The following is a 17,941-nucleotide window of genomic DNA, read 5'->3' on the forward strand; positions in this document are numbered from 1 at the left end:
CAACAGTTGCAGCAGCAAATCGCTCTTTGATAGGATATAGAATACCAAATTCATCATTATCGAGGACAAACACACCCCCATGGCCAAAAAAAGCATGATCGAACGGGAAAAAAAGCGGCAACGGCTTGTTGCTAAATACGCCAGCAAACGCCAAGAACTCAAGGCTCAACTGGCCAGCGCCGAAACCCAAGAAGAGATCATGAGCATCCATCGTCAACTGCAACGGTTGCCCCGCAATAGTGCCCCTTCGCGGCTACGGAATCGCTGCTGGTTGACAGGTCGTCCTCGTGGTTATTATCGTGATTTTGGCCTCTGCCGCAATGCCCTGCGGGAAATGGCTCACCAAGGGTTGCTGCCGGGGGTGGTCAAGTCCAGTTGGTAAATTGCCTCTGCTACTCTAGAGCTAATAGGGTTGAGGCACAACCATGGCAGAGCGACTCTCTCCAGCCGATATTGAGGCACAACTAGCAAACCTAGCGGGCTGGAAATTGGCGGGCGATCGCCTTGAGCAAACATTTGTTTTCAAGGATTTTCTTGGCTCCATTGCCTTTGTCAATCGTCTGGTGGATCCCGCTGAGCAAGCTGGACATCACCCTGATTTATCCATTTCTTGGAATCGGGTGACGGTCTGCCTTACGACGCATGATGCCGGCGGCATTACCCAAAAGGACATTGATCTGGCCAAGGTGATCTCCGATCTGGCCGCGGCATAACTTTCGTCAGCATTTGCCAATATTTAAGGATTGGGCGAAAAAGACAGAACTACGATAAGGAGTAGTGCCCGCGATCGCCCATCCTTATGAATACCGCCGAATTACTCGTGAAATGCCTTGAAAATGAAGGCGTAGAATACATTTTTGGTCTGCCGGGGGAAGAAAATCTTGATGTCCTGCAAGCGCTGCGTCGCTCCCCCATTCAATTTATCACCACCCGCCATGAACAAGGGGCGGCCTTTATGGCCGATGTCTATGGTCGTCTCACCGGCAAAGCGGGGGTGTGTCTTTCTACTCTCGGTCCCGGTGCTACGAATTTAATGACCGGTGTTGCCGATGCTAACCTCGATGGTGCTCCTCTTGTGGCCATTACAGGGCAGGTAGGCACCGATCGCATGCACATCGAGTCCCACCAATATCTGGACTTGGTGGCCATGTTTAGCCCGGTAACCAAATGGAATGCCCAGATTGTCCGCCCCAGCATTACGCCAGAAATTGTCCGCAAGGCCTTTAAGATTGCCCAGAATGAAAAGCCAGGGGCGGTTCACATTGATGTGCCCGAAAACATTGCCGCCATGGAAGCTGAGGGCTATCCCCTCAAGCCTAGCCCGCCCGAAAAAACCTATGCCTCGTTCCAGAGCATTCTCAAGGCCGCTGAACTGATCAATGCTGCTGAGAACCCCCTGATCTTAGTGGGGAATGGCGCTATTCGTGCCCACGCTGCCGCTGCCCTCACCCATTTTGCCGAAAAGCTGAATATCCCCGTGGCCAATACCTTCATGGGTAAAGGGGTCATTCCCTATCAGCACTCCCTTGCCCTGTGGACGGTGGGACTCCAGCAGCGGGATTACATTAGCTGCGGCTTTGATCATGCTGACTTAGTGATTGCCGTTGGCTATGACTTGATTGAGTATTCCCCGAAAAGCTGGAACCCCGATGGCCGCTTGCCCATTATCCATATTGCGGCCACCCATGCCGAAATTGACAGCAGCTATATTCCTGTGATTGAGGTGGTGGGAGATATTTCTGACTCCCTCTATGAAATTCTCAAGCGGGCCGATCGCCAAGATAAGCCCACCCCCTATGCCGTGCAACTGCGCCAAGACATTGTGGCGGACTACTGCCAATATGCCCAAGATGAGAGTTTTCCCGTCAAGCCGCAAAAGCTCATCTACGACCTGCGTCAAGTCATGGGGCCAGAGGATATCGTCATTTCTGATGTGGGTGCCCACAAGATGTGGATTGCCCGTCACTACCATTGCGATCGCCCCAATACCTGCCTGATTTCCAATGGCTTTGCCGCAATGGGGATTGCCGTACCAGGGGCAATAGCGGCGAAATTAGTCTATCCGCAGCGGCATGTGGTGGCAGTCACCGGCGATGGCGGCTTCATGATGAATTGCCAAGAACTGGAAACCGCGCTGCGCATAGGAACCAACTTTACAACCATCGTCTTTAATGACGGCGGCTATGGCCTCATCGAGTGGAAGCAGCAGCGCTACTTTGGTGAATCTGCCTATGTCCACTTTGGTAACCCGGACTTTGTCAAGTTGGCCGAGAGCATGGGACTCAAGGGGTATCGCATTGAAGCCACCGCTGATTTTATCCCAACGTTGAAAACTGCCCTTGCGCAGTCTGTGCCCAGCATTATTGATGTCCCCGTGGACTACAGTGAGAATCTGCGTTTTAATCAACGCCTTGGGGAGCTAAGCTGCGAAACTTAGGCCACGCACGCCACCCGAATCCAAGGGGCGTAGGGGTTCATAAACCCCGTTACTGTGATTCGCTGCCCACTTTGATAGGTTTGCAGTTGCTCGTTGACGGTGGGGTGGAGTGTTACCAAAGGCCAAGACCACTGATCCGTGCGGAGTTGATACGCCTGTTCCCCTAGTTTCACAAATTCGCCGCTAACCGTTTGCATGCCGGCGCTCACGATCATGGGTGTCGGTTGGGCGATCGCCACCGTCGGCGGTAGGGGAACTGTGGGATCAAATGTATTGAGTGTCTGGAGTTGCCAAGCTTCCCATTCGGGATGTTGCGGCGGCAGGTTAAAGAAGGGAAAGATTGCCTGTCGGCACTCCTGAATCAGGGGCTTCAGATCAAGGGTGCCCACCAGTTGGTGCAGCGATTTCCCTTGGCGAATGGCTGTGGCGGCTAGCCACCCTGCCCCCTGTCCAATGCCCATTACCAGCGGTTGCAAGCGAGTGGCACCATTGGCAATATGGGTCACCGAGATATTTTTCTCTGCCACTAGAAAGCCCTCTACCGTCTGGGGAATCAACGACGTATAGGGAATCACGAAGGGCGTCCCCGTCCAACGACCGCCCCAACGAATGGACTTAGGGACAAGGGGGAGTTCCATCCCCGGATAGTGGTGATCGTTCGGATAGTTGCCGATGGCAATGCCCGTGTAGTGACCTTGGGCATCAACGGGCGGTGGCGCAGTGGGGAGAATATCCTGCTCGTGAATTGTGGTGACACCCATCAGGCGCCGACTTTCGCGGTAATAGGGATGGAGGGCATAGGCACCGCCCCCCAGTTGGTCAGGGAGTTGGGGAAACGTCTCTTCCGCTAAACCATAGCGGCGACCCAACTGTTGCTGCACATAACGGGCAAAATCTTGGGCGTGCCAGCGTGCCTCTTGGCAAAAGGCCTGTCGCTCTTGGGCAGAGCCAATCAGCCGTTCCAGACCCACCCCATAGTCATTCCCCTGCTGCGGCCAGTTGAGGATAAAGCGGTTTCCCGGCAGGCGGCCATAGTTGAGAAAGTGCAGCGGGTCATAGCCTGCCCAAGCACCGTTAAACTTGTGCTCATCCCAAAGGGGAGAAGGGGGAATCTCTGGGGCAGTGGCACCCTCACCGTAGTCCTGTAAAACGACAATCCATGTGGGGGCTTGAACGGGATAGGTTTGAGTCAAGGCTGTGGGTGCTGGGGGGGCTGAGGGTTCTTGGGTGTCTGCCTGCCACTCCCACCCCCAGCGATGGGGAATTTCCCCCAAGGCAAGGAGATCCCCGAGTTCTGTGGCGTCAATCGTGATTTGGGCATGGAGGGTGAGGGTGGTCAATTCCACCCCGAGGACGCGATCGCCTTGGCGCAAAACCGCTTGGGGAAGTTCACCGACAAGCCACGTCAGGTTGGGGGTTGCCTTGACCCACTCGGCAAAAAGATCAGCGGCGACCTTTGGCTCAAAGGTAAAAAAACTCACCCAAGCATGATCTAGCCCCCCCACTTGGCGTTGGGCGATCGCCCGCAGAAACTCACCCCACAGCCCGGTTTGCCACGCCATGAGTTCATTGCCATCGGGCGCCGCCACCCCAGCACTGGTGAGCATGCCCCCTAGCCACGGCGTTTCACTGACAAGCACCGTTTGCGCTCCCATGCGAGCCGCCGTTAAAGCAGCAGCTACCCCCCCTGTGCCACCACCCACAACGAGTACCTCGGTGCGCAGGGTTTGCCTCACTGTTGCGGTTCCTTGGGATCGGTAATCAACCCCCAACGATCGGGGGGCCAAAAGCGAATCGCCGCACGACCAATAATGTAATTGCGCGGTACCACGCCCCAGCAGCGGCCATCAAAGCTGTTATTGCGGTTATCCCCCAAGACCAAGTAGCTGTTGGCAGGAATCACCTGCGGTTGAGCCAGATAGGGCTGAATACCGGCACAGGTATCGACGGAGGTCAATGTCGAGGGAGCTAGATAGGGTTCGGGTAGGGGTTGATTGTTGATATAGACGCGGCCTTGGCGGAGTTCCACGCGATCCCCAGGCAAGCCCACCACCCGCTTGATAAAGGCATCACGAAAGCCTGCCTGTTGCAAGGCCGGAGTTGGATTGAAAACAATAATGTCGCCGCGATGGGGGGCATGGAAATAGTAGCTGATCTTTTCAATAATCAGGCGATCGTTAATCAGCAGGGTTTCTTCCATCGAGCCGGTGGGAATATAGCGCGCTTCTGCTACAAAGGTACGAATACCAAAGGCCAACAGAGCAGCCAGCCCCAAGGTTTTGGCCATCTCCAGCCACCAAGGTTCTGTCGTCTTTTCGGCCTTGGCTGTCACTGATTCAGGGGTAGAAGCATTTGTGGGTGGCACTTTGCCATCGGACATAGGAAGGAATCTCGCAAACACTCAAAAATTGAAGCCATGCACTCCACGATACTACAGGGATGTGAGGCGAGGGAGCACTGTTTGATTTTAGAGTGCTTTGGCAAGCGTTCTGTTCCACAGGGCAGCTTGTAGTTAAAGGATCTGCTCAATCATGTACTGGGCTTGAGTCCCATAACTGCCGCCAAAGAGATTGAAGTGATTGAGGATGTGGTACAGGTTGTAGATGGTTTTCCGTTGCCTATAGCCAACTGCTAAGGGATAGGTGGCGTTGTAGCCCTCATAAAAGGCCGCAGGAAAGCCACCAAAGAGTTCACTCATGGCCAAGTCCACCTCGCGATCGCCATAGTAACTGGCGGGGTCGAAAATGACGGGTTCCCCCGTACGACAAAAGGCAGCATTTCCCGACCAGAGATCGCCGTGCACTAGGGTAGGGGTTGGCTCATGGTTCAGGAGTTCTGGAATGGCTGCTAGGAGCTGCTCCGCCTTGGGAAAGTGTCCACCCCGACGGCGAGCCAGATCAAACTGATAACGCAGGCGAGCATCGCGGAAAAACTCCCCCCAGTTGTCTGACCAAGGGTTGATTTGAGGAGTGGCACCAATGGTGTTATTCTCCGACCAGCCATAGCGATCGCCAGTGCTCTTGAGGTGCAACTGTGCCAGCTCTACCCCCATTTGCCACCAATCTCCGGCACTGGTGAGGGGCAAGTATTCCAACACTAAAAAACTCGCGTCCTCAACCACTCCCCATAGCAGGGGAAGGGGAACGCGAATCGCTTGAACCTTGGCGATCGCCCGCAGGGCATTGGCTTCGGCAGCAAACATGGCCTGCCGTTCAGGGCGATTGAATTTAACAAAGAGGGGTTGCTCAGGATGTTGCCACACATAGGTGGTGTTGATACTGCCGCCCCCTACCGCAAGGGCTTTACCCTCATGGAGCCGCTGACCCGTCGCTGCGGCAAATTGATCCCACAACTGTTGCCAGCGACCCACACCCTCAACCCTTAGTCGTCGTAAATGCGGCACTCAGCAGCATCAGGATTGTCATCACAGTACTGCTGGAAGGAGGTTTTGTGATCTTGCTGCTCAGCGCGTTGGTGGGCAGCTTCCGCTTGCAGTTCCTCAAGGGCATCCCAAGCGGCGGCACACTGTCCAGAGGTTGCCCCTTCGGTGTCACAGATTTTGTGGGCTTCCTCGCGGGCTTGTTCAATTTGTTTCTCGAGATTACTCATAGAGCCTTTATTGAATCACCGTATTCAGTTTATGCAATCTGCCCAAGGGCAGGAATGCCGTTACTCCACTCTAGCAATGAATGCCCTGAACTGCCAGTTGGAGACGGTGCATCCCCACCCCTTACCCCTAGAGGGTACTGTCGGCAACGGTTGCTTCACTAACTAGGCTGGGGGCGGATTGGGTCAGTTGGGCATAGAGGGGCAGATGGTGCTGCGCTACCGCCGGCAGAGCCGCATGGACATGGCTAGCGATCGCTGTCGTGGTCACATCGTAGGTTTGGGTGGCTAGCTTGGGATACATCCCCACGGCAATAATCGGCACCAACAGGGACAGGGCAATGAAGGTTTCACGGGGATTGATGTCCAACAGCAGTTTGTCAAACATATCGCCCGCTTGTTTGCCCGTAAAGACACGGCGCACCATCGAGAGCAGATAGACGGGCGTAATAATCACCCCAACAGCGGCAAGGAAAATCACCCCCACTTTGAAGGTCGTGGAGTAGGCATCACTGTTGGTCAAGCCCAAAAAGACCGTCAGTTCACTGACAAAACCACTCATACCGGGCAGTGCCAGCGAGGCCATAGAGCCAGCAGTAAAGAGGGCAAAGGTTTTCGGCATGGATTGGGCAATCCCGCTCATTTTTTCCATGGCCAATGTGTGGGTGCGATCGTAGGTCACCCCGGCCAAGAAGAAGAGAACAGCCGCAATCAAACCGTGGGAAAGCATTTGCAGCATCGCCCCATTGAGACCAATGCCATTGAGGGCACCAATGCCCAGCAGCACAAAGCCCATGTGGGAAATCGAGGAGTAGGCCAGCCGCCGCTTCAGGTTTTCTTGGCCAAAAGCAGTCAGGGCACCATAGACAATATTCACGACCCCAAGGGCAATCAGAACAGGGGCAAAGTAGATGTGGGCATCCGGCAACATTTGCAGGTTGAAGCGAATCAGGCCATAGCCCCCCATTTTCAAGAGCACGCCTGCCAGCACCATTGACACGGGCGCCGAGGCTTCACCATGGGCATCGGGTAACCAAGTGTGTAGCGGAAAAATCGGCAGCTTGACACCAAAGGCAATCAGGAAACCACCATAGGCCAGCAGTTCCAGCGCCAAGGGATAGTCCTTGAGACCCAAGGCCGCCATGCTGAGCGTAAAGTCCCCCCCATAGAAGGCCATCCCGAGGCCAGCAATGAGGATAAAGAGGGAACCAACGGCAGTGTAGAGGATGAATTTTGTAGCGGCGTATTGGCGTTTGGCTCCCCCCCAGATGGAAATGAGTAGATAGACGGGCACCAGTTCCAATTCCCAAATCAGGAAGAAGAGGATGAGGTCTTGGGCGGCAAAGACGCCAATTTGGGCACTGTAGAGCGCCAGCATCAGGAAATAAAATAAACGCGGCTTCTGCTTTACTTGCCAAGCCGCAAAGATTGCCACTGTGTTGACCAGACCCGTCAGCAACATCAGGGGGACGGCAAGGCCATCAACCGCTAGGGACCAGTTCAGGCCGATTTGCGGCAGCCAAGGCACGGTTTCCACCATTTGGATCTGGGCGGATTGGGCATCGTAGTGCTGCCAGAAAACCATTGCCGAGAGGCCAAATTCGAGGAGGGCGATCGCTAGGGCATACCAGCGGACTGTCTTCCCCTCACGGTCGGGCAATACGGGAATGAAAAAGGCTGCCACTAAAGGCAGCAGTGTTAGTACAGTCAGCCAAGGAAATTGGACATTCATCAGACAACCCCCCAAGGGACGAGTCCAGTACTCTGTTCACGCATCTGAATAAGAATATATACCTATTTGCCAAATGTTGCAAATTGTTAAGCATTTTTCTAAATTATAAAGTTTGTGACACTTCTATTGACAAAAATCTATTCTATAAAGAATTAATATTGATCTGAATAAAGTTAAGATGGGGGTTGACGGGCTTAAGGTTCCTCACCGTTGGTTGCGGCAGTGCAGTTTTATAGCAACAGGCAAGGTGTAACGGCAAAGCAGAATGTTACAGTTTGTTCTAAATACCAGAGTGTCTGGGGGTGGGGTCTCATGATTTTCTTGGAAGCCAGTGTTTTTGTCACTATCCTCGTCGGGTTTCTAGCAACGATCGTCAAGAAAAACCTGCTAATGAAGATTGTGACGATGGATGTCATGAGCACCGGCGTAGTGGCTTTGTTTGTGGTCATTGCCACCCACAGTGGTCTGGTCACGCCCATTGCCCGTGGCGGAGCCTTTGATGCTGCCTATGCCGACCCCGTACCCCAAGCCGTGATTTTAACCGCGATCGTGATTGGCCTTTCGATTCAAACGCTGATGCTGGTGGCAGCAATGAAGCTAGCGCGGGATAACCCGACGTTGGAAACCCCAGAAATTGATCAAAAGTACCTGTAGGGAGCGGCAATGACGGCGCTGGCGATCGCTTGGATTTTGTTGCCCTTTGTGGCGGGTTTAACGCTTTACTTATTGCCCCCCTTAGCGCGGGGTCTGCCGCTGGCGATCGCCCTTGTTTCCCTCTGTGTCGGCTTAGGCATCACCATTAACCAAGTCAACACTGCGTTTGTCCTACTCGATAGCTTTGGCATTTCCCTGAGCATTGACCCCCTCAGTGGCTACTTTATTGTCACCAATGCCCTCGTCATTTTGGCAGCACTGTTACATACGTGGCAGGAGGGTTATAAAGCGTTCTTCTATGTGCTGCTGTGTCTGCTCCACGGCTGTGCCAACACCGTCTTTATTTCAGCGGATTTCCTCAGTCTCTACGTCAATATTGAGGTGCTGGGGATTGTTGTCTTTTTGTTGATTGCCTATCCCCGTAGCGATCGCCCCCTCTGGATTGGCCTACGCTACCTGATGGTGAGCAACGTGGCCATGCTCTTTTATCTAATGGGGGTGGCGCTCGTCTATCAGACAAACCATACCTTTGCCTTTAGTGCCCTGATGCAGGCACCGCCAGAGGCTGTGGCGCTAATTTTGATGGCATTGTTGGCCAAGGGCGCCATTTTCATCAGTGGGCTTTGGTTGCCCCAAACTAACGTCGTTGCTGCTCCCATTGTTGCTGCTCTCCTGGCCGGCATTGTCGAAAATGCTGGGGTGTTTAGCCTTGCTCGCGTCAGTCTGCTCCATAGCAACATTGCCGATATTGTGCAGCTGTTTGCCCTCGCCTCGATCTTTTTTGGCTCAATATTTGCTTTGGTGGCCGATGATGTACGACGGATGCTCAGCTTTAGTACCCTTGGCCACCTAGGATGGGTGATCATTGCCCCACCGGCAGCGGGTTTGTATGCTCTGATGCACGGCTTAGCCAAGGCCAGTCTTTTTTTGAGTGTGGGGGAACTGTGCCACTATCGTCTTAGTGAATTGCGCCAAGAGGGTCTGCCGCGCCCAGTGGCGATCGCCCTGATTATTGCCGGTTATGGCATTATCGGTGTGCCCTTCCTTGCTGGATTCCCCGCTAAGGCCTTGACCCTGAGTTACCTTGATCCGTGGCAGCAGGGACTGCTCTATGGTGCTGGCTTTTTGACCGCCACAATTTACAGCAAATTCCTCTTTTTGCCCCGCTATCCTAGCAAGACCCCTATGGGCTATAGTGCCGCCACAATGGTGCTCTTGGGTGGGCTATTTCTGGCCAATGCCGGCTACATGGAAGCCTACAGTAGTGGCATGAGTTTGTTACGCGCCTTTTTGCCGCCCTTGGTGGGGTGTGGCCTAGTGGCTTTGGGGGTCTCCCGCTGGGAATCCGCTTGGCGAGGGGCTTGGGAGCGCCTAGAGCATCTTCTAGGGGTGATGCTGTTACTCTTACTTGGCTTGGTGGGGTTAGCGCTATGAATTATTTGAACTTTGCCCTGCGCCTGACGATTTGGCTGCTGCTGACGGCGGACTTTGGCTTGGTCAATCTGGCGATTGGGATTTTGGTTTCGCTCCTGCTGCCCCAAGGGCGAGGGGGTGTGGCAACACTGCGGCAGTGGCTGAGTACCCTAGGAAAAGTGGCGATGGCTGTTCCCCGTGCCTACTTTGAGACAATTGAAATGATGGTGCGTCCCCATCGTCATGAAGCGATCGTCCGTGAACCCGTTGATCCTACCCGTGCCCCCGGTCTGATTTTTCTGGATATTTTTACGATTACCTTCACCCCCAAGACGATCGTGCTGCACTACGACGAGGAGGGCTGGTTTGAAGTGCATCAACTAGTGGAGCACAGACCCGAAAAATGACCGCCTTTTTAGTCATCATGCTGTTGATTCTGGGCATTCCCCTCTATGCTGCTTGGAAGGGGGAGCACATCTGGTCGAAGATGTTGGCCTTTGCCAGTATTGCCACAAAGGCAGCCATTATGATCTTGCTGGTGTCGGTGCAGCGGGATGATTGGATGATTGGCATTGTGGGGGTGATCATCCTTAGTGTGGGCAATGGTGCCCTGATGCTCTTGGCGCAGATTCTGCGGCGACTACGGGATGTCGCCAATCTTTAAGGAGGGGGTCAGTGATTTTACAGTGGATCAGTTATGCCTGTATTAGTTTTGGTCTCTTTCTTTGGCTGTGGGGAACATGGCCGCTGGTGGGTCGGCGATCGCCCCTCTATAAACTGCATTTTTTGTCAGTCTCCGATACCTTAGGTTCGATGGCAATCATGATCGGCGTCTTGCTGCGCATTCCCCGCGAATGGCCGCTTCTGGTCTTGGCGTTGATCTCCCTCGCCCTCTGGAACACCATTCTGGGCTACGTTTTGGCCTACTGCTCCCAAGGGGAGGACACTGATGGATAGCTGGCTCATTGCTGTCACTGCACTCTTGCCTCTAACGGCTCTGATGCTGGTGTTTCAGGAGAATCCCTACCACGCCCTTGTCATTCGTGGCATTATTGGTGCGGTGGCGGCCCTGCTCTATGCCATTCTCGGCGCTGCCGATGTGGCGCTGACCGAAGCCCTTGTGGGAACAATGCTCTCAATTATGCTCTACGCCGTTGCAGTACGCTCTTCCTTGGTGCTGCGATTGGGCATCTTAGCTTCGGCACTCTCCAGCGATAGCTTGGATCACTTACTGGCAGCCATTCGTGAAGCCGTTGCTCCCTATCATTTGCGTGTTGAATTAATCATTTATCCCACCTTTGAGCAACTTAAAATAGCGCTCCGCGATCGCGAGATTCATGCCCTATGTGCTGAAGAAACCACTCAATTATTAACGATGACTCGTGTAGCACGCCTTTACACCATCCTCAAGCCCCACCTCACTAATCTCACAGAACTCGTGTATTACCCCTTGCCCAGTGAAGAGGAGTCAGCGACATGATTTGGCTCTATGGCATTGCGGCAGTGCTGCTGCTGGTGAAAATGCTGATGATCCCCACCTTATCTGCGGTACCAACGCTTCCCATTGTCGAAACTCTTGTTAACCAGAGTGGCATTCCCAATGCCGTTACGGCTGTGATTTTGCGCAATCGCCTGTACGACACCATTTTTGAAGTGGTGGTCTTTACCCTTGCCATCATGGGGGCGCAGTATTTGCTCAGCAATGAAAAACCCCTTGGCCACGTTAGCCGCTTTAATGATCAGCCCTCGATTGTTTTGGCAAGATTTGGCGCCACCATTTGCTCCCTTGTGTGTATTGAGTTGGCCTTGCGGGGGCACCTGAGTCCAGGGGGTGGATTTGCGGCTGGCGTTGCTGGCGGGACGGCGATCGGGCTTGTGGCCATTACCTCAGCTCCAGAATGGCTAGAGAGCATCTATCGTCGCTTCCATGCCGCCAGATGGGAAAAAATCTCCGTGATTGTTTTCATTCTCTGCGGTGCCAGCCTGTTGATGGGGGTGGCCTTGCCGGCGGGTCAGTTTGGCACGCTCCTCAGTGGTGGCTGGATTCCTTGGCTGAATATCCTCATTGCCCTGAAAGTGGCTTTGGGGTCGTGGGCGGCAGTGCTGACATTTATTCGCTATCGCGGCCTGCTTTAATCCATGCTCCCGTGATATATTCCCTAGCCCATGCGCCGCGACTCCCTCTTTTACCAACTTTTGCTCAACTGCCTCAGACGCTCTTTGAGCTGCTTGGAATTGACTATCCTAGGGGCTACCGCTTTGACTCCGTTGAACTCAAGCAAACCGCCTTCCGCATTAACGGTGTCTTTGTCCCCCCTGATCCCTCAGGAGTGGTCTATTTTTGTGAAGTCCAGTTTCAAAGAGATAATACCTTCTACGAACGCTTCTTTGCTAAAATCTTTCTCTATTTGCGTCTGTATCGCCAGACCTTCTCTGATGGGCAAGCCGTGGTCATTTATCCCAATCGATTACTTGCGCAGCGGAGTCAGACAGAAACAGACCTGAAGCAGCAAGCCATAATAGAGTTAATCATAACAACTGTCCTGTACAAGTTCACCACACTAAGTCGCGAGGAGGTGCTGCGGATGCTGGGGTTTACGACTGAAGAGCTGAAGCGGACGCGGTTTTATCAGGACTGACCTTGGGGAAGTGTCTGATTGGCTTGATTTCTATGCTTAGCCCATGCCCCCTGACTCCCTTATGAGCTATAGCTCGGACTTACGAGAGCGGGTTGTCTCCTAATATCAAGCAAGGCGGCAAAATCAGTGAAGCGACTCAAAGCATCCCGATGACCGTTTAATCGATCGTGCCCAGCGATTTGGGGTACAAGTTTCCACCGTTGGTTACACCCTCAATCAGATGGGCATCACCCGAAAAAAACAGATGCGCTAGCAAGAACGGTGTGATGAGGTGATTCGGAATTATTGGACTGGATAATATCTCATTCTTGATTAAAATGGCCATACTGGTGTTTGACGAGAGTGACAAAGTTGCGCAGTAGTTGCAGGCCGATCTTGCCCGACTTTTCGGGGTGAAATTGACAAGCAAAGACATTGGTGCGGGCGATCGCGGCTGTGACAGTTTGCTGACCATGACGGACGGTGGCGGCCACTAACTCTGGATCCTCAGGGGCGACAAAGTAGGAGTGAACAAAATACACCCAAGGGGTTGGCGGTAAATTCTGCCAGAGGGGACAGGCGGGTTGCGTCAAGGTCAGTTGGTTCCAGCCCATGTGGGGGATTGGGAGACCGGGTTCAGATTGAAAGCGTTTGACTTTCCCCGCAAAAATACCAAGGCCGGGTTCTCTGCCTTCTTCACTGCACTCAAACAAGACTTGCAGACCCAGACAAATCCCCAAAAAGGGCATCCCCTGCTGAATCACCCGCTGAATGACAGGCACCAGTTCCCGCTCGTGGAGATGGGTCATGGCGGGGTCAAAGGCACCGACACCGGGGAGAACCACGGCATCCGCAGCACAAATGTCACTGGCGCGATCGCTCACTAAGGGTGTTGCCCCCACCACATCAAGGGCTTTACTCACGGAATGCAGGTTGCCCATATCGTAGTCAATAATGGCGATCGCGGGTGTGCTCACAGAAAGCCTCTCCCAAAGGGTAACCCTACCTATTCTACAGGGGTACTCATCCCTGCTTGCCTTGCATCCCGAATAATGCGAATCCCGCCCCAAAGCACAAGGCTGGCGATGCCAAACCCCACAATCAAATCAGGATAAGGAGACTGAAAAATGGTCACTAGCGCCCCTGCTCCAATCACGCTGACATTGGCAATGACATCGTTTTGGGTAAAAATCCAGCTCGCCCGCATATGCACCTCCCCCCGCCGATGTTGGGCAATCAGATACAGACAGCAAGTATTGGCTACTAGCCCAAGGAGGGCGATCGCCATCATCCAATCTGCCTCTGGGGCACTACCGCTGACAAAGCGACGGATCACATCCAGCAAAATTAGGGCGGCTAGCGTTATTTGAAACAGGCCACTTAGACTTGCTGCACGGGTTTTCTGCTTGAGCGATCGCCCCACGGCATAGAGGGAGAGGCCATAGACGAGAGCATCGGCCAGCATATCAAGAGAATCAGCAATCAAGGCAGTGGACTGGGCAAGGACGCCAGTAATCACCTCCACAAAAAACATGAGCACGTTGATCAGCAGCACAATTCGCAGGGTTTTGCGCTCCGCCGCATTTCTTGCTTCGATGTGGCAACCACAATCGGACATGGGCTATTCCCAAACGTATCTAAATATCATGGCTGAAGTAGCTATAGGGTTGCTAGACCTCGAATAGCACAATTGTTTGGTTAATGAATGCTGTAAATTAGCTAATAATAATAAGTAATATTAGAACCTCTTAGCCTGCCGCATCACTTATGGCAAAGCTTGAAGACCTGACCCACGGTACAGCAGTCAAAGGCCTTCTTCCGAATCAAATTGTCACAGTGATTGACGCAACGTGGTATGGAAGTGACGTCGTTGAATTGACTTATAAAGATTTCAATGGACAGCCTCACACAGAACTGCTGTTTCGCGATCGCGAGCCAGCCTTGGAGATTGTTAGTGCAGCTCGCCGCTGGAGTTTTGACGGGGACGGGGCATTATTGCGGTTAGTGTCTGAAGCTCATCGCATTCGACTAGCACACTTATTTGATCCGTTGCTAGCGGTGCATACCTCATTGGTAGAACCTTTACCCCATCAAATTACAGCGGTGTACGGCCAGATGCTGCCGCGTCAACCGTTGCGCTTTCTCCTAGCGGATGATCCGGGGGCAGGCAAAACCATTATGGCAGGGTTGCTGATTCGAGAATTGCTGATGCGGGGGGATTTACAGCGATGCCTGATTGTTTGCCCCGGCAGTTTGACAATACAATGGCAGGAGGAGTTGTCCCAAAAGTTTCACCTGCCCTTTGAGATACTCACCAATGACCGCATCGAAGCGGCGCGTACCGGGAATGTCTTTACAGAAATCCCCCTGCTGATTGCTCGCTTGGACAAGCTCAGCCGCGATGAAAATCTGCAACTCAAGCTCAAACAAAGCGATTGGGACTTAATTGTTGTTGATGAAGCGCATAAACTTTCTGCCTCCTTCTTTAGCGACGAGGTTAAAGAAACCAAGCGTTATCGATTAGGTAAGCTACTATCTACCCTAGCGCGTCATTTTTTGCTGATGACGGCAACACCCCACAATGGCAGAGAAGAAGATTTTCAGTTATTTCTGGCACTCCTAGATGGCGATCGCTTTGAAGGACGCTTTCGCGACGGTGTACACACTTGTGATGCTTCCGATTTAATGCGGCGAGTCGTCAAAGAAGATTTAGTCAAATTTGATGGCAGGCTCTTATTTCCAGAACGCTTAGCACACACCGTAAAGTATCTTCTGTCTGATCTGGAAGCAAAGCTTTACCAGCAAGTGACGGATTACGTCAGGACAGAATTCAACCGCGCAGACGCCTTAGGGAGCGATCGCCGTAAAGGAACTGTGGGTTTTGCCTTGACGATTTTGCAACGCCGCCTTGCCTCCTCGCCCCAAGCAATTTACGAATCCCTGCGTCGCCGGCGGGAAAGACTAGAGACACGACTGCGGGAAGAAAAACTTCGTCGACGAGCAGACAGAACAAGGAACTCTTCTCAGCCCCTTTTCCCTGATTCTCTGAGTTGGTCAAATGATTTAGATAAGGAACTGCAGGATTTACCTGCCGAAGAACGGGAACAATGGGAAGAAGAACTCGTTGATCAAGCAACCGCTGCTCAAACCATCACTGAACTGGAGGCAGAAATTCAGCAACTGCGTCAACTAGAAGAACTGGCATTACAGGTGTGGCGCAGTGGTCAAGACCGCAAGTGGGAGGAATTATCCAAACTCCTACAAAACCAGAAGGAAATGTTTGATGCGGGTGGTCATCGGCGCAAGTTAGTCATTTTTACCGAGCATCGGGACACATTGAACTATCTGGTTGACAAAATCAGCAATTTGTTGGGTTCTAAGGAAGCTGTCGTTGCCATTCACGGCGCCATGGGTCGCGAAGAACGTAAAAAAGCTGAAGAAGCCTTTAAGCAGGATGTAGCAGTACAGATTTTGGTTGCGACCGATGCGGCCGGAGAAGGGATTAACCTACAGCGGGCACATTTGATGATCAACTATGACTTGCCTTGGAACCCTAATCGCTTGGAGCAACGGTTCGGGCGTATCCACCGCATTGGTCAAACCGAAGTGTGTCATTTGTGGAATTTGGTTGCTGAGGAGACTCGTGAAGGGGATGTGTATTTAGCCCTACTGAAAAAGCTAGAAATTCAGCACCAAGCACTAGGGGGCAAGGTTTTTGATGTTTTGGGCAAGGCGATCGCCGGTAAAGAGTTGCAGGAGTTAATGATCGAGGCCATTCGCTACGGCGAGAAGCCACAGGTGAGGGCGAAATTAGAAAGGATTATTGACAATCGCTTGGATATTAACCAGCTACGAAAACTGCTAGAGGAACGGGCACTAGCTCGTGATTGCATGGACATCAGTCAAGTCCAACAGATTCGCCAAGAAATGGAACGGGCTGAAGCTCGCAAACTGCAACCTCACTATATTGCTGCTTTTTTCCTAGAGGCATTTCGGCGCCTAGGGGGTAGCATTCGCCAGCGCGAACCAAATCGCTATGAGATTACCCATGTGCCAGCGCTCATTCGCGATCGCGACCGTCTCATTGGCATGGGTGCAGCGATTCCAAAACGGTATGAGAGGGTTTGCTTTGAAAAAAGCTTGATGAGTGTTTGCGGTAAACCCTTGGCAGAATTGATTTCCCCTAGTCACCCTTTACTGAGTGCCACTATTGACTTGATTCTGGAACAGCACCGGCATATTTTGCGCCAAGGGGCCATTCTGGTGGACGAAAATGATCCCAGTGAAGAGATCAGAGTTTTAGTCTATTTAGAACATGCCATCCAAGATGGCCGCATTGGGCAAGATGGTCAACGCCGAGTCGTCTCGCGGCGGATGCAGTATGTGGAGATGCGGGCCAGAAGAAGTGAGGATATAGAAGAGGGAAGAAGTGAGCAACAAAGCTACCATTTATCTCTCTCTCCTCGAAACGCAGGTTATGCACCTTACCTTGACTATCGCCCCTTGGCTGAAACGGAAAAACCTCTATTAGCGCCGCTGCTGGCTCAACTGCCCACTGGCGACGAGATTGAAAAGACTGCGACGAGCTATGCCGCTTGCCATCTTGTGCCTGAGCATCTCCAAGAGATCCGCCAACAAAAGGAAAAACTGATTGACAAGACGATCAGAGCAGTCAAAGATCGCCTCACCAAAGAGATTAACTACTGGGATCATCGGGCGGCAGAGTTGCATTTACAGGAGCAAGCAGGCAAAACCAATGCCAAGCTCAACTCTGTCAAAGCCCAACAACGAGCCGACGAGTTGTCTGCACGTCTGCAAAAGCGTCTAGCAGAGTTGGATCAGGAACGCCGATTATCCCCCCTGCCACCCGTGGTTGTGGCTGCGGTGCTAGTGGTGCCCATTGGGCTGTTGCAGCGGTTAGAGGGAAAACGAGAATCGACAGCCGCTATCTTTGCTAAGGAAACTAGGCGGGTAGAGCGAGCGGCAATTGCAGCCGTCATAGCGATGGAGCGATCGCTGGGGTATGAACCGCGAGATGTGAGTGATCACAAGTGCGGCTATGACATTGAATCCGTGGTACTGGGCACGGGGCAGTTACGGTTTATCGAAGTCAAAGGTCGGGTTGAAGGTGCTGAAACAGTTACCGTTACTAAAAACGAAATTCTGACGGCGCTGAACAAGCCCGATAGCTACATTTTGGCATTGGTGCAGGTGCCAGTGAGCCGCAATTTCCCTGAAGGAGATGCTTTTGCCCTACGTGAAGCGAGTGGAGAGTATCAAGTTGCGGAAAAAAACTGTGTGGTGCGCTATGTTCGTCAGCCCTTTCAACGAGAACCAGATTTTGCCGCTAGTAGCGTCAACTACAGTTGGAAGGAACTATGGAATCAAGGCAGTGAGCCAAGGTGAGGTATGGTTATGATGATTATTACCTGAAATAGCTTAAAATGTTGGCAAGAAACAAGGTTCTCAAGGCATTGCGCC

The 17,941-nt window shown here is 52.7% G+C and carries 20 protein-coding genes; 13 read left to right on the forward strand and 7 right to left on the reverse strand.

Features of this window, described 5'->3' with window-relative positions; translation table 11 throughout:
- Positions 1-79: 79 nt before the first annotated feature.
- From rpsN to RHJ31_RS03595, 3 genes are all read left to right on the forward strand, one after another.
- Positions 80-382 carry a 30S ribosomal protein S14 gene (gene rpsN, locus RHJ31_RS03585; RefSeq protein WP_011057663.1) on the forward strand — a complete coding sequence of 101 codons (303 nt, stop codon included), beginning with the start codon at positions 80-82 and terminating at the stop codon, positions 380-382.
- Positions 383-425: 43 nt separating this feature from the next.
- A complete protein-coding gene (locus RHJ31_RS03590) occupies positions 426-713 on the forward strand; it encodes a 4a-hydroxytetrahydrobiopterin dehydratase (protein ID WP_206200398.1) in 288 nt (95 codons plus the stop codon).
- Between the two features lie 86 nt (positions 714-799).
- Positions 800-2,437 carry an acetolactate synthase large subunit gene (locus RHJ31_RS03595; protein WP_206200397.1) on the forward strand — a complete coding sequence of 546 codons (1,638 nt, stop codon included), beginning with the start codon at positions 800-802 and terminating at the stop codon, positions 2,435-2,437.
- Here RHJ31_RS03595 and RHJ31_RS03600 read toward each other — a convergent pair.
- From RHJ31_RS03600 to RHJ31_RS03620, 5 genes are all read right to left on the reverse strand, one after another.
- Positions 2,434-4,173, reverse strand: a complete 1,740-nt coding sequence (locus RHJ31_RS03600; RefSeq protein ID WP_302677388.1) for an FAD-dependent oxidoreductase — start codon at positions 4,171-4,173, stop codon at positions 2,434-2,436. The two genes, RHJ31_RS03595 and RHJ31_RS03600, sit on opposite strands and share 4 nt — an antisense overlap.
- Positions 4,170-4,817: a signal peptidase I gene (gene lepB, locus RHJ31_RS03605; protein WP_302677389.1), complete on the reverse strand. Its 648-nt coding sequence runs from the start codon at positions 4,815-4,817 to the stop codon at positions 4,170-4,172. The genes RHJ31_RS03600 and lepB overlap by 4 nt, the downstream gene beginning before the upstream one ends.
- 132 nt (positions 4,818-4,949) lie before the next feature.
- The gene (locus RHJ31_RS03610; RefSeq protein WP_302677390.1) at positions 4,950-5,807 is read right to left on the reverse strand and encodes a fructosamine kinase family protein; all 858 of its coding nucleotides are present in this window, start codon (positions 5,805-5,807) and stop codon (positions 4,950-4,952) included.
- Between the two features lie 11 nt (positions 5,808-5,818).
- Positions 5,819-6,046: a Calvin cycle protein CP12 gene (locus RHJ31_RS03615; RefSeq protein ID WP_011057657.1), complete on the reverse strand. Its 228-nt coding sequence runs from the start codon at positions 6,044-6,046 to the stop codon at positions 5,819-5,821.
- Positions 6,047-6,173: 127 nt separating this feature from the next.
- The gene (locus RHJ31_RS03620) at positions 6,174-7,775 is read right to left on the reverse strand and encodes an NAD(P)H-quinone oxidoreductase subunit 4 (protein WP_302677391.1); all 1,602 of its coding nucleotides are present in this window, start codon (positions 7,773-7,775) and stop codon (positions 6,174-6,176) included.
- Positions 7,776-8,087: 312 nt separating this feature from the next.
- Between RHJ31_RS03620 and RHJ31_RS03625 the strand changes: the two genes are divergently transcribed.
- From RHJ31_RS03625 to RHJ31_RS13215, 9 genes are all read left to right on the forward strand, one after another.
- Positions 8,088-8,429 (forward strand): cation:proton antiporter subunit C, encoded by a 342-nt coding sequence (locus RHJ31_RS03625; RefSeq protein ID WP_149819866.1) that lies wholly within the window; start codon positions 8,088-8,090, stop codon positions 8,427-8,429.
- A gap of 9 nt (positions 8,430-8,438) precedes the next feature.
- The gene (locus RHJ31_RS03630; protein ID WP_302677392.1) at positions 8,439-9,863 is read left to right on the forward strand and encodes a cation:proton antiporter; all 1,425 of its coding nucleotides are present in this window, start codon (positions 8,439-8,441) and stop codon (positions 9,861-9,863) included.
- Complete coding sequence (locus RHJ31_RS03635) at positions 9,860-10,249, forward strand: Na+/H+ antiporter subunit E (protein ID WP_206200391.1); 390 nt, start codon at positions 9,860-9,862, stop codon at positions 10,247-10,249. Before RHJ31_RS03630 ends, RHJ31_RS03635 begins: the two co-directional genes overlap by 4 nt.
- Positions 10,246-10,506, forward strand: coding sequence for a hypothetical protein (locus RHJ31_RS03640; RefSeq protein WP_181495024.1), 261 nt, complete (start codon positions 10,246-10,248; stop codon positions 10,504-10,506). Before RHJ31_RS03635 ends, RHJ31_RS03640 begins: the two co-directional genes overlap by 4 nt.
- A 14-nt stretch (positions 10,507-10,520) precedes the next feature.
- Positions 10,521-10,799 carry a monovalent cation/H(+) antiporter subunit G gene (locus RHJ31_RS03645; RefSeq protein WP_181496944.1) on the forward strand — a complete coding sequence of 93 codons (279 nt, stop codon included), beginning with the start codon at positions 10,521-10,523 and terminating at the stop codon, positions 10,797-10,799.
- Positions 10,792-11,322 carry a DUF4040 domain-containing protein gene (locus tag RHJ31_RS03650; protein WP_302677393.1) on the forward strand — a complete coding sequence of 177 codons (531 nt, stop codon included), beginning with the start codon at positions 10,792-10,794 and terminating at the stop codon, positions 11,320-11,322. The genes RHJ31_RS03645 and RHJ31_RS03650 overlap by 8 nt, the downstream gene beginning before the upstream one ends.
- Positions 11,319-11,978, forward strand: a complete 660-nt coding sequence (locus RHJ31_RS03655; protein ID WP_302677394.1) for a Na(+)/H(+) antiporter subunit B — start codon at positions 11,319-11,321, stop codon at positions 11,976-11,978. Before RHJ31_RS03650 ends, RHJ31_RS03655 begins: the two co-directional genes overlap by 4 nt.
- A gap of 11 nt (positions 11,979-11,989) precedes the next feature.
- Positions 11,990-12,481 carry a DUF2887 domain-containing protein gene (locus RHJ31_RS03660; RefSeq protein WP_302677395.1) on the forward strand — a complete coding sequence of 164 codons (492 nt, stop codon included), beginning with the start codon at positions 11,990-11,992 and terminating at the stop codon, positions 12,479-12,481.
- Between the two features lie 160 nt (positions 12,482-12,641).
- The gene (locus RHJ31_RS13215) at positions 12,642-12,734 is read left to right on the forward strand and encodes an IS630 transposase-related protein (RefSeq protein ID WP_399373406.1); all 93 of its coding nucleotides are present in this window, start codon (positions 12,642-12,644) and stop codon (positions 12,732-12,734) included.
- A gap of 49 nt (positions 12,735-12,783) precedes the next feature.
- Here the strand turns inward: RHJ31_RS13215 and hisH are convergent, their stop codons facing one another.
- Positions 12,784-13,401, reverse strand: coding sequence for an imidazole glycerol phosphate synthase subunit HisH (gene hisH / locus RHJ31_RS03665; protein WP_399375694.1), 618 nt, complete (start codon positions 13,399-13,401; stop codon positions 12,784-12,786).
- Positions 13,402-13,466: 65 nt separating this feature from the next.
- Complete coding sequence (locus RHJ31_RS03670) at positions 13,467-14,078, reverse strand: cation diffusion facilitator family transporter (protein ID WP_302677397.1); 612 nt, start codon at positions 14,076-14,078, stop codon at positions 13,467-13,469.
- Between the two features lie 149 nt (positions 14,079-14,227).
- Here RHJ31_RS03670 and RHJ31_RS03675 point away from each other — a divergent pair, with 149 nt between their 5' ends.
- Complete coding sequence (locus RHJ31_RS03675; protein ID WP_302677398.1) at positions 14,228-17,866, forward strand: helicase-related protein; 3,639 nt, start codon at positions 14,228-14,230, stop codon at positions 17,864-17,866.
- Positions 17,867-17,941: the final 75 nt, after the last annotated feature.

Source organism: Thermosynechococcus sp. JY1331, from assembly GCF_031583475.1.
GTDB lineage: Bacteria > Cyanobacteriota > Cyanobacteriia > Thermosynechococcales > Thermosynechococcaceae > Thermosynechococcus.

Excerpts from the sequence above, each read along its gene's own strand:
- rpsN (WP_011057663.1), top strand. The coding sequence starts at position 80 with ATGGCCAAAAAAAGCATGATCGAACGGGAAAAAAAGCGGCAACGGCTT.
- RHJ31_RS03590 (WP_206200398.1), top strand. The coding sequence starts at position 426 with ATGGCAGAGCGACTCTCTCCAGCCGATATTGAGGCACAACTAGCAAAC.
- RHJ31_RS03595 (WP_206200397.1), top strand. The coding sequence starts at position 800 with ATGAATACCGCCGAATTACTCGTGAAATGCCTTGAAAATGAAGGCGTA.
- lepB (WP_302677389.1), bottom strand. The coding sequence starts at position 4,817 with ATGTCCGATGGCAAAGTGCCACCCACAAATGCTTCTACCCCTGAATCA.
- RHJ31_RS03615 (WP_011057657.1), bottom strand. The coding sequence starts at position 6,046 with ATGAGTAATCTCGAGAAACAAATTGAACAAGCCCGCGAGGAAGCCCAC.
- RHJ31_RS03620 (WP_302677391.1), bottom strand. The coding sequence starts at position 7,775 with ATGAATGTCCAATTTCCTTGGCTGACTGTACTAACACTGCTGCCTTTA.
- RHJ31_RS03625 (WP_149819866.1), top strand. The coding sequence starts at position 8,088 with ATGATTTTCTTGGAAGCCAGTGTTTTTGTCACTATCCTCGTCGGGTTT.
- RHJ31_RS03630 (WP_302677392.1), top strand. The coding sequence starts at position 8,439 with ATGACGGCGCTGGCGATCGCTTGGATTTTGTTGCCCTTTGTGGCGGGT.
- RHJ31_RS03635 (WP_206200391.1), top strand. The coding sequence starts at position 9,860 with ATGAATTATTTGAACTTTGCCCTGCGCCTGACGATTTGGCTGCTGCTG.
- RHJ31_RS03640 (WP_181495024.1), top strand. The coding sequence starts at position 10,246 with ATGACCGCCTTTTTAGTCATCATGCTGTTGATTCTGGGCATTCCCCTC.
- RHJ31_RS03650 (WP_302677393.1), top strand. The coding sequence starts at position 10,792 with ATGGATAGCTGGCTCATTGCTGTCACTGCACTCTTGCCTCTAACGGCT.
- RHJ31_RS03655 (WP_302677394.1), top strand. The coding sequence starts at position 11,319 with ATGATTTGGCTCTATGGCATTGCGGCAGTGCTGCTGCTGGTGAAAATG.
- hisH (WP_399375694.1), bottom strand. The coding sequence starts at position 13,401 with ATGGGCAACCTGCATTCCGTGAGTAAAGCCCTTGATGTGGTGGGGGCA.
- RHJ31_RS03670 (WP_302677397.1), bottom strand. The coding sequence starts at position 14,078 with ATGTCCGATTGTGGTTGCCACATCGAAGCAAGAAATGCGGCGGAGCGC.
- RHJ31_RS03675 (WP_302677398.1), top strand. The coding sequence starts at position 14,228 with ATGGCAAAGCTTGAAGACCTGACCCACGGTACAGCAGTCAAAGGCCTT.